The organism is Prevotella sp. CAG:255 (genome assembly GCF_000431195.1).
GTDB classification, from domain to species: Bacteria; Bacteroidota; Bacteroidia; order Bacteroidales; family Bacteroidaceae; genus Prevotella; species Prevotella rara.
Genome location: NZ_HF986802.1, coordinates 1 through 14,472 on the forward strand (window position 1 = coordinate 1; position 14,472 = coordinate 14,472).

The 14,472-nt window shown below is 49.7% G+C and carries 5 protein-coding genes and 2 pseudogenes (1 of these 7 only partly in view); all 7 read right to left on the bottom strand.

What is annotated here, in order from left to right; translation table 11 throughout:
* Nucleotides 1–120: pseudogene (locus tag QVO66_RS05645) on the bottom strand (MFS transporter); the annotation flags it as partial.
* A 3-nt stretch (nt 121–123) separates the two neighbouring features.
* Nucleotides 124–1,917: a DUF4980 domain-containing protein gene (locus QVO66_RS05650; RefSeq protein WP_021854448.1), complete on the bottom strand. Its 1,794-nt coding sequence runs from the start codon at nt 1,915–1,917 to the stop codon at nt 124–126.
* Between the two features lie 415 nt (nt 1,918–2,332).
* Nucleotides 2,333–4,156 carry a RagB/SusD family nutrient uptake outer membrane protein gene (locus QVO66_RS05655; RefSeq protein ID WP_021854449.1) on the bottom strand — a complete coding sequence of 608 codons (1,824 nt, stop codon included), beginning with the start codon at nt 4,154–4,156 and terminating at the stop codon, nt 2,333–2,335.
* Nucleotides 4,157–4,176: 20 nt separating this feature from the next.
* Nucleotides 4,177–7,221, bottom strand: coding sequence for a SusC/RagA family TonB-linked outer membrane protein (locus tag QVO66_RS05660; protein WP_394330564.1), 3,045 nt, complete (start codon nt 7,219–7,221; stop codon nt 4,177–4,179).
* A gap of 698 nt (nt 7,222–7,919) precedes the next feature.
* A complete protein-coding gene (locus QVO66_RS05665) occupies nt 7,920–10,559 on the bottom strand; it encodes a substrate-binding domain-containing protein (protein WP_288172654.1) in 2,640 nt (879 codons plus the stop codon).
* Nucleotides 10,560–10,824: 265 nt separating this feature from the next.
* Nucleotides 10,825–12,315, bottom strand: coding sequence for a cysteine--tRNA ligase (gene cysS / locus QVO66_RS05670; RefSeq protein ID WP_021854452.1), 1,491 nt, complete (start codon nt 12,313–12,315; stop codon nt 10,825–10,827).
* A 1,122-nt stretch (nt 12,316–13,437) separates the two neighbouring features.
* Nucleotides 13,438–14,472: pseudogene (locus tag QVO66_RS05675) on the bottom strand (aspartate ammonia-lyase) (it continues 427 nt past the right edge of the window).

The window sequence follows — 14,472 nt, forward strand, 5'->3', positions numbered from 1 at the left end:
GTCGCTCAGCCCAAGGTCTGACTTCACGTAGTTGGAGGCGATGCCGACAAGGTCGACAAAGCCCATGGCAAAGAAGCAGAACATCACAGGGATGAGATATATGGTCTTGGTTGGTTTCATAAGTTATTTGTTTAAAGGATATACAACGAGCGAGGCCGACTTCTTCTTGCCGTCGCACTTAACTGATATGCTGTTGTATGGCTCTGACGGGAACACGAGGTTGGTCATAACCGAGCGTCCGCCGTTGGCAAAGGCCTCAACGCTGCAGTTGTCTACATAAAGGCGCAGTTCGTTGAGCTTAGATCCTACAACGGGGGCCACAGACACGGCAGGGAACTGGTCGCTGAACGAAACGTTTCCGCTCTTGCGGCGGTCGAAGCTCAGTGTGCCTTTGACTGCATCATACATCATGCTTACGTTCTCGCCCTTTGTGTTAGAGAGCACAAGCTCAACGTTGCCGGCATTGTCATTGCCCAGAGTGAGCACCACCTCATAGGTGCCGCGCGGCTTGCTGAACATCTTGCTTATGGTCTTCGAGCCTGAAATATTCTTCTTCACGGCAGCCTTTCCTCTCATTTTCTCGTTCTCTACAGAAGGCTTCGAGGCCAGATATTCTGTCGTTCCGTCTGTATAGAGATACAGGTCGCGCGCAATGGTGTTGGCACTTCTATACTGCTGTGTTGGCGCCTGGTTGGCATACTGCCAGTTGCTCATCCAGCCTATCATTATGCGGCGTCCGTCGGGAGCGTTGTCAAAAGTTACTCCGGCATAGTTGTCCTTGCCATAGTCGGCCCATTTTGTAACATCGGGCTTTGTGTCACAGGTAAACTTGTGGCCGTCGAATGTTCCGGTGAAATACTGTGTGGCGCTGCCGCCTGCAGGTCCGCCGGGGTTTATGTTGCACACAAGCACCCACTTGCTGTAGTTCTTGCCTTCAACCGGCAGTTCAAAGAGGTCGGGGCACTCCCACACGCCCTCATGGCATCCGTAGTCCTTGCCGAAGCTGCTCTCATAGGTCCAGTCTTTCAGGTTGGCCGAAGAGTATATGCGCATCTCCTGCCCTGCTGCCAGAATCAGAATCCAGCGGCCGCTCTTTTCGTGACGGAACACGTGCGGGTCGCGGAAGTCTGGCACGTCGGCAGTCAGAATTGGGTTGCCGTCATATTTGGTAAATGTCTTTCCGTTGTCAGTGCTGTAGGCCATGCTCTGCGTCTGGTTCTCGCCTGCCGTGGTGTAAAATGCCACTACGGCTCCGGCACCAAACCCGGCGGTATTGTCCTTGTCAACCACGCAGCTGCCGCTGAAGATTGTGCCAAGGCCGTCGGGTTCAATGGCCAAGCCTTCGTCGGTCCAGTTTACGAGGTCACGGCTTGAGGAGTGTCCCCAGGTCATGTTCTCCCATTGTGAACCGTACGGATTGTATTGATAATAAAGATTGTATACGCCGTCTTTATAGAACATTCCGTTAGGGTCGTTCATCCAGCCGTATGCAGGCGTGTGATGATATGCAGGACGGAACTTCTCGCGGTTGGCAGTGTCAAAGGTGTCGGCATAAGAAATGTTTTTCCAGCAGGCATAATCCTTCATTGCCGTAGGCTTGCCGTCAACTCCGTTTACATGGAAGTCGAACAACACCTTCTTGCCGTCAAGCTTCGAGATGTCCAGCGGAACGTAATAGTCTATATTGTCTGTGGCAAGCTTTACGTTCAATGTCTTTACAACATTATTGTCAACAATCACTTTGACATTGGCTATTTCTGATGACTCCTGCACAGGCAGCAGCACGTAGCGGCTATTGCCCTCAGCGCGCATAATACAATGCGACTTGCTCAGGAAAGACACATTACAATTCTGTGCAGCCACCTGAAAAGAGACTGTTCCAAGAAGTAATGCTACAAGTATGTTTCTTATTTTCATGATTATATTCTTTATATATCCTAAAAATTTTTCTCTATTCAAGACGGAACGGTTAATATTTTGCAGGTTCTGATCAGAGCTGTTATTTGTTCAAAATACGTTTCAGCACTTAACAAGGCACACTCTTCTGTTATGCTGTATCCTTTATGAATCTGCAATGTCGTCAGCATTCCTGCACGCTGCACCTACATCTCCCCAGCATTCCCCACCCCTCCCCCTACACGACCGCCGTCATTATAATTTTACCAATGTATACAATATTGGCAATATCCTTTTAAAAACAATCTTATTACCTTTAAAAGATACATCCGCACGAAATCTTATGCAAAATACACCGCACATCCGCCGGATGTATCTTCATCAACTTAAAATACCTATCATCTTCTATTCCATGAATGCAACCGGCAATTATCCTTTAATCATAATTCTGATTCTGAGTGTATAATCCAGGTATGTAGAACAACTGATTATAAGGTATCGGGAAGAACTCGTTCTTGCCTGCCGTAAAGTGAGCATCACGGTAATACTGTCCGTAATGCTGTTCCCTGGCACTTGTAACATTGCCGTTTTCATCGTATGATACTGGCGCGCCTTCCATCACGTTGCCGTTGTGGTCGAAGAAGCTGTATGTAGAGTTCTGCTCGCTTGCGAAGTAAGCGTTAAGTGTCTGAGAAGCAACACCCCAACGGCGCAGGTCGAAGAAGCGTCCGTTCTCCATAGCCATCTCAAGACGGCGCTCCCAGCGCAGGCACTTGCGTGCGTTCTCCTTGTTGTCGAAATACGGAGAAACAGGATATTCTGCTATCTGGCACTGGTCGGCAGCATATTCAATGTGCTTGTTCACAGAGTTGGCAGCACGGCGTCTGATATCGTTGATGATGACGCGGGCCTCAGACAGACGGCCAAGTTCGATGAGTGCTTCAGCACGCATAAGCATGACATCTGTATAACGTATTACATAGTCGTTTGTTGCAAAAGCCTGCCATGAATCATTGAATGTTTCACCCTTAGAACGCTGCGGAACTTCCTTAAGCGATGTATAATAGCCATAGTCGGTAGCGTCGCGAGAGTTAGCCATAGTCTGCGTATATTCCTTCTCGTATTTGTATGGGAAAGATGGCATTCCTACAGTATGGAACAATCTCGGATCCCACTTCTGTGCAGTAGGCTGTCCGTTGATAGGATAGTCAACACTGTCGTTGTAATTGTCAAACATTGGCAGACCGTCCTTTGTCTTGAAGGCATTTACGAGGTTCTGAGAAGGCTTGTGGAAATCCCATCCGCAAGACCACATACCCCAGCAGCCGTTAAGCATTACCGACCAGTTGGCACGGCCGTAAGTAGTATGGTCATCCTCATAGTCAGAACACTGTACTGCAAACACAGACTCTTTACTGTTCTTATATTCGGGAAGGAAAATGTCGCCATAATCCTCGAGATAACCATAATCAGAGTTGACAACTTCGTCGGTGTATATCACAACGCTGTCCATATAGTTTGTGTTGATGTGGTCAACACCTGTACCTGCTTCATATCCGTTACCCCATGCCAGGTTAAGATAGCATTTTGCAAGGTATGCTGCGGCTGCCACCTTGTTGGCACGGCCGTCCTGTCCCGGCTCTTTTACCGGCAAAACATCGTAAGCAACCTTAAAGTCGCTGATAATCTTGCCGAAGAGTTCTTCATAAGTGTACTGGTCATTTCTTACAGACTCCTGTGTTCCGTCGTCTTCTACCCTCTCATCAATCCAAGGTATTTTACGGAATACGGTGAGCAGCTTATAGTAGAAATGTCCACGGAGGAATTTAACCTCAGCCACACGCTGGCGTGTAGTCTCGGCTCCGAGCTTGCTCTCGCCGTTACGTTCAAGTGACAGCAATGCACGGTTGCAGCGAGACACGGCACAATAAAGACGATACCACAGCTCGTCCATCTCACCCGGAGTGGTAGAAGTCAGTGTTGTCCATATATCCATGGCATGATATCCTGTATCATTAGGTCCGCTTCCGCCCTTAAGACAGTCGTCAGACGTTATGTCTCCATAAGGAAAGAGATTAAACGGATATGAGAACCAGCAGTCGCCGAGCATGGCGTAAGCAGAGGTAACCATTCCTTCAGGATCAGAGAAGGCCTTATCCTCGTCTACCACAGCAGTAGGAGTATAGTCAAGAAAATCGTCACAGCTTGTCAGCGTAAGGCCCAGGACGCATGCTGCTAATATGCTATATATCTTTTTCATTTTGATAAATCGTTAAAATGTTAGAAACTTAATTGTAATCCGAATGAGAGTGATGTTGACAACGGATAGTTCCAGTCCGGGTTCTCCGGATCAGGACATGTAAGGCTTGAACTCTTTATTGTAAGCAGGTTCTGGCCTGAAAGATAAACGCGTGCACTTGTCATCTTAAGCTTTGAAATAAGACTTGAAGGGAATGTGTATCCCACCTGCAGCGTACGCAGTTTCAGATAAGATCCGTTCTCAACGAAATAGCTTGATGCGCGGCCTTCGTCGGCTGTATTGGTCGTTGACAGCCTCGGGATGGTTGAGCCGGTATTGTTGGTGTTCCATGCGTTGAGCAGTCGGTTACCCTTGTTAGATCCTGCGTCAGTAACAGCCCAAAAGTCTGTCTGGAATTTCTGGTTGTTATAAACATCCTTGTCGTAAACGCCCTGCCAGAACATGCTCAGGTCGAAACCTTTATATGTAAGGCCTATGTTGATGCCATAAGAGAACTTAGGAACGGGATTGTAGATCCAATCCTGGTCATCAGAGTTGATAACACCATTCTTGTCGAGGTCTGCGTATTTAAGTCCGCCTACACGCGCATTGGCCTGACCGGATGCATTAACTTCCTCTTGTGTCTGATAAAGTCCCTCAACAACGTATCCTACTATTGAACCATAAGGCTGTCCTGACTCTACGAGATTCTCCTTAGACGTATGAGCATAAGAGCCTGTTGCTGTTTCGGGCAGAGATGTAACCTTGTTGCGGAAGAAGTCGGCGTTGGCATTGATGTCGAGTCCAAGTCCGCATGGCAGTGTCTTGCGGTATCCGAGCATAAACTCCATACCCCAGTTGCGCAGCGAAGGACCATTCATCCATGTTGCACCACCCTCGCCCTTTGTACCGATATATGCCGGATTGATAAGCATGTCGTCGACATCCTTGATATACCAGTCGATAGAACCATAGAGCATGTTGTGGAACAGCGTAAAGTCTGTACCTATATTATATTGTGTGGCCGACTCCCACTTCAGGTTTGCATTAGGCAGCTGTGTGGCACGGTATCCAGAAGGGAATGTGCCCGAGCCCTGAAGGAAAAGGTCATAGGCTGTAGAGGTTATACGGTCTAATCCATAATCAGCGACATACAGTCCGAATTGTGCGTTGTTGTCTATAGCCTGGTTACCGGTCTTACCCCATGACAAACGTATTTTCCAGTCGTCTAACCAGTCTTTTTCAAGCAGTTTGGATACACGGAAGCCTAATGTGGCTGCGGGGAATGTACCCCAGCGGTTGCCCTTGCCGAAACGTGAAGAACCGTCGCGGCGCATCGTGAACGAAGCCAAGATAAGATCATCATAATTATAGTCAACCTTACCGAAGAAAGAAGCGAGCCTGTATCCTACCATTGCGCCGGCAACGCGGGCTGTGCCTGTTGCAGCGTTAGGCCACATATAGTCAGGATCTTCGAGTGCATAGCCTTCATTGTAGCCAGACCAGTCGATAGAGTTCTGCTTTGACAACTCTACACCCAGCAGAACAGAGAAATCATGCTTGTCGGCAAGCGTAAAGTTGTAAGTGGCTGTGTTAGACCATGTCCAGTTCATATCATTCTTGTTAGAGAGCGTTGTGCTTGCAACGTTGTTGTTGACGATATCTGAATGGAATGTATGATTCATCGACTGTATAAAAGATGTATAGAAGTCGATACCGAAACTTGAACGGAGCACAAGGCCTTCAATCGGCTTCAGCTCTACGTATGCATTACCGAACAGACGCCAGTAGTCAAGATGGTTATCACGGTTCTGATACATCTCGCGGAGCGGGTTCTGACGGTCGGACATGCTTCCTACAGGACCACCGAATGTTGTTCCGTCAGTCTCATATACCGGCACGATAGGAGCCATTTTCAAGGCATTCTCCATTGGCGCACAGTCAACTTGTCTCGACCATGTTATGGTGAAGTTTTCGCCTACTGTCAGATTCTTGTTAATGTTGTAAGAAGAATTCATTCTGGCAGAAATATTCTCAAACGAAGTATACTTCAATATACCCTCGTTCTTTTTGTATCCTAAAGAGAATAATGCCGAATATTTGTCTGTTGCGTTAGATATAGACAGGTCGTAGTTCTGAGAGAAGCCTGTACGCGAAATCTCGTCAAGCCAGTCTGTATCTGAATATTTCATTGTTTTTGCGCTGTTGATAAATCCGTCATAACGGCCGTTTACAGTATAATTCTCATACTGTTCTGTTGCCGGATTCCATACCGTGATAGGGGTTCCGTTGGCGGCGTTGAGATTAAGTCCGTAGTTGGCTGCATATGTAACAGGGTCTATTCCGTCGTTCAGGGCTGCCTGAGCCATTGCAGTGGCATATTCGGCAGAGTTACACAGGTTCATCAATGACTGTGATGTGTAGAACGAAGCCGTAAGATTTGCAGAGAAGTCAACCTTCATCTTGCCGCCTTTCTTACCCTGCTTTGTCGTGATAATGATGACGCCGTTAGACGCGCGCGAACCATAGATAGAAGCCGAAGCCGCATCCTTAAGCACCTGCATGCTCTCAATGTCGTTAGTGTTAAGAGAGTTGAGAGACATTGTTGTTGGCACACCGTCGATTACGAAAAGCGGGTCTTGTGAAGAGTTGAACGAACCGATACCACGTATTCTTACTGTTCCTGTTCCTATTGGCGAACCGTTGCCTGTAACAGTCATACCCGGAACACGGCCCTGCAATGCACGCATCGGGTCGGCATCCGGACTTGTCTTCAGGTCGTCTGTCGAAACTACAGACACAGATCCTGTAAGGTCGGCTTTACGCTGAGTGGTATAACCTGTTACAACAAGTTCGTCCATAATGTTTCCGGCTTCCTCGAGCTTTACAACCATGTTCTGACGCGCCGGAAGCGTCACTGTGTTGTAACCTACATAAGAAATTCTGATCTTGGCGCCTTCCTTCACCTTTAATTTAAAGTTTCCGTCTATGTCGGTTACAGCACCGTTTGTCGTACCTTCTTCAAGCACACTGGCTCCAATAACCGTCTCACCTTGATCGTCTTTCACCGTACCGCTGACTTCCATCGTTGTCTGAGCCGTGGCATACAAGCCGAAACTCATTAAGACGAAGAACAGCACAATACGCTTTACGCTTGATAGCATTAGTTTAATGTTCTTCATATTTTTACTGCGTTTTTATGGTTTAATAAATTGTTTATCGTGACTTTTGTCGCTAGCAAAATTATTTAGATTATGAAATTTCTGTTAACAATTTTATACCAATGAATTAAAAATTTCGTTCATGTAACAAAATTTACATACTTTGTACGATTTCTGTGGCCTATTTTGCCCGTTTCATGGCCAATAAAGCCTAAAAGGGCTACAAACTTATTAACATTTTCTTTATATTCCTTGATGCGGCAACAGAGATATGCCGTGGCTGGACACGGCGGCAGGGCAGGAATGAGCAGACAGGACGAACAATAATGCAGACGAATCCCGAAGATAAATATGAGGTTAAGAAGTTTTGTTTTGTCTGGTTGGCACCGGGAATGAAAAGAGAGTGTGTCAAAACTAAAATGGGCACTCTACAAAGTTACAGATTATAACCATAGCACTAAAAAGGGTCGTATAAAACTCTGTATTGAGTAATTATACGACCCTTTATTTAGCTTTTTGGAGATGCTCAAGTTTCAAATTATCAGCTCATATTTTTTAAGAATGGAGTTTTGACACACACCACGCAATAATTATTTTTTACTGATATTTATCTGACAAGCCGACTACACGCCGCGACCCTCGTTGGGCAGATGGCCGAAATAGTCTTTAAAACACTTGGTGAAGTAAGACGGCGACGAGAAGCCTACGTCGTAGGATATCTCCGACACGGTCTTCGATGTGGTGCGCAGCAGCTGCTCGGCAGCCTTCAGGCGCGTTATGCGTATTATCTCAACGGGCGACGAACCAGTGAGCTGCTTCACCTTACGGTAGAGCTGCACGCGACTAAGGCCGAGTTCGGCGGCAAGAGTCTCCACATTGAGCTCTGAGTCAGACAGATGCTCCTTCAGGCGATGCCTGAAGTCGGCCACAAAGCGTGTATCGGGATCGTCGGCAGCCTTGTCCTCCTCTACCTCGGCACCCGAATAGATATTTTTCAGTTTCATGCGCTCATTGAGCAGATTGCGCACGCGCGACAGCAGCACGTTGCTGCTGAAGGGCTTGGTTATGTAGGCGTCGGCGCCGCAGTCGTAGCCCTCGGCGCGCTGGTCGTCGAAGGTGCGGGCAGTGAGCAGTATGACGGGCACATGGCTCGTGGCCGTCTCCGCCTTAAGCCGGCGGCACATCTCAAGACCATCCATCACGGGCATCATCACGTCGCAGATAACCAGGTCGGGCACATACTTGACGCACAAGGCGAGGCCCTCGCGGCCGTCGGACGCGCACTTGACATCATAGTGGGCCGAGAGCAGGCTGACGATATAGTCTTTAACGTCGCTGTTGTCGTCTACCACCACTATCGACTTGCGCTCGCCGTCGTCCTGTGCCGTCATCATCTCCACGCCGCCGCTCATAGGTATGTCTGCCGGAACGCTGTCGCCTGTCTCCAAAGCTGCTGCATCAGGCTGCTCCACTATGGTTTCTCCGGGCTGCGTCAGCGGCAGACTCACCGTAAACGTTGCCCCGTCGTCGGCGTTGGCCTCTGCCGTAACCTGTCCGTGATGAAGGTCGACAAAAGCCTTTACTATGGCAAGCCCGATGCCCGTGCCTCCGCGGTTTTCGGCTGATGCCTGGAAGAAGCGGTCGAACACGTGGTTAATCTTGTCGCGCGGTATGCCTATGCCCGTATCGCTTACGGTCAGGCGTGCCATGCCGCCGTCGGCAGCAAGACTTATTCTCACTCTGCCGCCCTTGCGGTTGTATTTTATGGCGTTGCTGATAAGGTTATAGCATATACGCTCCATCTTATACAGGTCGGCCTCTATGTTTATGTCGTGGGCGCAGTCAACGCTCAGCTCCACGTCCCTGCTGTCGGCCAGCGGCGCAAAGTTGGCCACCCACTGCCCTACGCTGTCCGACAGGTTGAAGCGGCTCACGGTGAGCTGCATCTTGCCGTTCTGAATCTTGCGAAGGTCGAGAATCTCGCCAACAAGTCTGAGCATGACATCGACATTCTTTCTTACCAGGCAGAGCATGGAGCGCTGCTGCGTGGTCAGGTTGTCGGCCTCGAGCATGCGCCTGACAGGGTCGGCAATGAGAGTGAGCGGTGTGCGGAACTCATGGCTTATGTTGGTGAAGAACACCAGCTTGGCGTTGGCAGCATCCTCGCGCATGCGCCGCTTTACGACGATGGTGCGGTAGAAGGCTACAAACGAGAGCACCAGCAGCACAAGGATGATGATGAACATCATGAGGTAGACCTTCTGATGGCTGTACTGCGTGAGATACATGTTCACGCGGTCGTGCATCATGTTGAGCTTGTCGTTTAGCTTGTTCATCTCTTCGGCCTGCATCAGCAGCACCTCGGCGTTGTCTTTGGTTACGAGGGCTGTCTTCATCAGGTTCTCGCGCTGGTAGGGATGCTTCTCAAGAATGCTCATGGCCAGCTGCATTACCATGTCGCCGCGCGTGGGATAGATATATGATGCGTCGAGCACGCCGTCGCGCACAAGCTCGATGCCTCCGCCCTTGCCCGGCAGGGCGTCGATGCCGATAAACTTTATGCGGCCTGCCAGTCCGCGTGCCTGGGCTGCCTGACGCGCTCCGAGGGCCATGCGGTCGTTGTGTGCAAACACGTAGTCGATGTTGCCGCCCACGCTGTCGAGCATGGCCTCCATGGCCTTGCGCCCGCTCTGCTGCATCCATGTGCCGCTGCTCACTGCCACCAGCTCTATGCCCGGATAGTGCTTCAGGGCGTCGGCAAAGCCCTGATGGCGCTCTATGGCCGGCGACGAGCCTTTAAGGCCCGTAATCTCCAAGACACGCCCCTTGCCGCCAAGGCGCGACGCGATATACTCGCCCATGGTGCGCCCCATCTTTACGTTGTCGGCGCCGATAAATGCCGTGTATTTGTCTGAACCGGTCTTGCGGTCGAAAAGTATTACGGGTATGCCTTTGTTGTATGCGTTCTCGATGGCCGGCGTAACGGTGTTCATCTGGTTTGGGGCGACAATAAGGATGTCGACGCCATCGTTTACAAAGCCGTTTATCTGCTCAGTCTGCCTTACGTTGTCGTCGTTGGCCGAGGCCACCCTCAACGTGACGTTGTCGTAAAGATAAGTGCCGGCAAGCATCTCGGTGTTGAGCTTTTCGCGCCAGATGTCCTCGCTGCACTGCGACATGGCTATAACATACTCCTTACGGTCGGAACAGGCCGTCATGAGCGTTAACATCAATAAAGACAAAACGTAAGCAATATTTTTCATAGTCTGACCTCTGTTGGTTAATGCCTCACATAAGAGGCTATCCTGCATTGGATAAAAAACTTTTTTGAAAGAAAGAGCAGCGGCACGCATGCCTTAGGAAACGGGCGGCCAACATGCCGCTGCTCTTTATATATTATATAAGATGTGTAAACAGAAGCATCATACGTATGCCCTGCTGAAGCTGCGGGCCGGCATAACGCAGCCAAAGAATTTGGCAGGCACGACTGACATACACATCACAGGTTTCAGTAACATGACATCAACATTATTTGTCGAGTCTCCATACGCAGCCGTCCTTGGTGTCTTTCACCTCGAATCCGGCAGCAGCCAGCTCGTCGCGTATGCGGTCGCTTGTGGCCCAGTCTTTCTCAGCCTTTGCCTTTGCTCTGAGGCTCAGCACCATGTCTACCACCTTGCCGTAGGCTTCCTCGCGTGCGTCAGACGAGTTGCCCTTCTCTTCCTTCAGTCCGAGCAGATCTATCGCAAAGAGGCGCATCGTGTCGGCAAGCTCCTTCAGGCAGTCGGCACAGATAGTGGCCTTGTGGTCGAGCAGCTTGTTGACCACTCCGCAGGCCTCAAACAGATAGCTGATAACCTGAGGTGTGGCAAGGTCGTCGTTCATGGCGTCGTAGCACTTCTGGCGCAGGTTCTTCACAAACTCCTCGGTCTGCGCGTCGCACTTGTCTGACACGGGCACGCGGTCTAAGTCGGCGATGCCTGACATCAGTCGGGCCAGTCCCTTCTCGCTTGCCAGCAGGGCTTCGTTAGAGAAGTCTACCGTGCCGCGGTAGTGGGCAGAGAGGATGAAGAAGCGTATCGTCATGGGCGAATAAGCCTTGTCGAGGCTCGGATGGTTGCCCGTGAAGAACTGCTCGAGCGTGATGAAGTTGCCGAGGCTCTTGCCCATCTTCTGTCCGTTGATGGTTATCATGTTGTTATGCATCCAGTATTTCACCATCTGGTCGCCCTGGCTTGCCACGGCCTGCGCAATCTCGCACTCATGATGCGGGAACACGAGGTCCATGCCTCCGCCGTGTATGTCGAAGTGGTTGCCGAGATACTTGCGTCCCATGGCCGTACACTCGCAGTGCCATCCGGGGAAACCGTCGCTCCAGGGGCTCGGCCAGCGCATGATGTGCTCGGGCTGCGCCTTCTTCCACAGGGCGAAGTCGGCCTGGTTGCGCTTCTCGCCCACACCGTCGAGCTGGCGGCTGGCGTTGATAACGTCGTCGAGGTTGCGTCCCGACAGTATGCCGTAGTGGTATTTCTCGTTATATTTTGCGATGTCGAAATAGATGCTGCCGTTGCTCTCATAGGCAAAGCCGTTGTCTATAATCTGCTTCACCAGCTCCTCCTGCTCTATGATGTGTCCCGTGGCGTGAGGCTCAATGCTTGGCGGCAGCACGTTGAGCGCCTTCATGGCGTCGTGATAGCGGTTGGTGTAGTGCTGTGCTATCTCCATAGGCTCGAGCTGCTCCAGACGTGCCTTCTTTGCTATCTTGTCGTCGCCATCGTCGGCATCGTGCTCCAGATGGCCCACGTCGGTGATGTTTCTGACGTAGCGCACCTTATAGCCCTGATGCTTGAGGTAGCGGAACAGGATGTCGAAGGTTATCGCCGGGCGTGCATGGCCCAGATGCGGATCGCCATACACTGTAGGGCCGCACACATACATGCCCACATTGGGGCTGTGGATAGGCACAAAGAGCTCCTTACGGCGGCTCAGAGTGTTATATATAAAAAACTTTTGTTCCATATTTTATTGTTTAAAATTAAACATGTCATTAACAGAATGATAACGCACCCCGACAACAAAGCCACCAAGATACGTTTGAGCGTTATGCCGAGATGCAGCTTATATTATGCAAAGATAACGCAAATCATTGGTTTAACAAAATCAATGCAATGTTTTTTTGAAAATATGTCAAAAGTGAACATCAGAAGCCACGCCTCTCATTTATATGCCACGGATAAAAATATTCGCTGAATAAGATTTCACATCCCGGCTATTTATACTTGAATCACATTAAAGCCCCAATCTGTTATTAAGATTCGGTCGGGATTTTTGTTTTATATTGAGCAGATTTTCGTTAAATTTTTCACAAGCACTCTTATGACTGGCTACGCCGAAGTTAAAGGAGTTCAAGCAGTTAGAGTCAAATGCCAACGTAGTGCTTGCGACAAGAAGCAACAAAACTTTTGAAGCCTCCAAGTAGTACAATGTAGGGACGCCCTCAGGTGCGTCCACATATCATCAAACATTCCATTTTATCGTAAACCATTGTAATACAATGATTATCGGGAAATGCTGTTTAATTAGCCTGCGCTGAACTTGGTTTGCGCTTAGCGCCTTGCGCCAATAGAAATAAAAAGACGGGCTGAAAACTGGAATGCACAAAATTGATAAAGCTACGTGCAATCTAATGACTGATTTGGGGTAACAGACAGGCTGCAACAGCGCCTGCCTCCATTAGCTGCAAAAAATCATAAGGAGAAAGCACGATTATGCTTAAAGGACGCTCAGAGAGAAAGGCGGGAAAAGAAAAACTGTAATCAAAATCAGGCGTATAGGTTTCAAATCATTAACCTATCGTTTACGCATCGTAACTCGGCCACTTTTCACCCAAAAGTGGCATGTTTTTGAAGCCCAAACCAGCCTTTTGATTTTCATGTTTTAGCAAGTGGCTTGTTGAGACGATGCAGAGAGGCATCAGCAGGCATGTATCACAGCCTGCCACATGGCGAAAGAGACGCTGCGCACCATAAGAGATGACAAAAGGACGTGCCGCCCAAATTCCCATGAAAGGAACCGGACGGCACGGAAAATATCAACTTAGCCCTTAAACGAAGTTAAAGGCAGAAAGCAGGAACATCAAAACTAGCATTTCGGGTGGATGTCGAGCTTAACAGGGCGAACCATGTTCTTGGCATCAAGGATGGTGTCGAGATCTTCCTGAGTAAGTATTCCTTCCTCAAGCACAAGCTCAACAACGCCGCGGCCTGTCTCCATGGCCTTCTTGGCAATCTCTGTAGAATGCTCGTAACCGATGTAGGGGTTGAGGGCTGTAACGATGCCGATGCTGCGGTTAACCTCGCGGCGGCAGTTATCCTCGTTGGCAGTAATGCCGTCAACACAGAGCGTGCGCAGTGTGTCGCATGCGTTGGCCATAAGGTCTACTGACTCGAAGCAGCACTGAGCCATGACAGGCTCCATGGCGTTAAGCTCCATCTGGGCAGCCTCGCCGGCCATGGTGACACAAAGCTCGTTGCCGATAATCTTGAACGCAACCTGGCTTACAACCTCAGGAATAACGGGATTTACCTTTCCGGGCATTATTGACGAACCGGGCTGACGTGCCGGGAGATTGATTTCTCCTAAACCGCAGCGCGGACCGCTGGCCAGCAGGCGAAGGTCGTTGCTTATCTTGCTCATCTTAACGGCGATGCGCTTCAGCTCTGACATATAGCCTATCATGCAAGATGTGTCTGAGGTTACGCCCACAAGGTCTTTTGCGAGAGTGATGTCCCATCCGGTAATCTCAGCCAAAGCCTTAACACACTTCTCTGCGTAGCCCGGCTCAGAGCAGATGCCCGTACCTATGGCAGTTGCGCCCATGTTGACCTCAAGGAAGTCGGCTGCAGCCTGGTCGAGATGCAGCAGCTCTGCCTCGAGTATGCTTGCAAAGCCTGAGAAGGTCTGTCCGAGAGTCATCGGCACAGCGTCCTCGAGCTGTGTGCGTCCCATCTTTACGATGTGTGCAAACTCTTCCGACTTCTTGCGGAATGCCGCGATAAGCTCTTTGATATGTGGAACAAGGGCAAGATGGCTGGCATACATGCCCATGTGGATAGCCGTAGGATATGCGTCGTTGGTAGACTGTGAGCGGTTAACGTGGTCGTGAGAAGAGCAGTG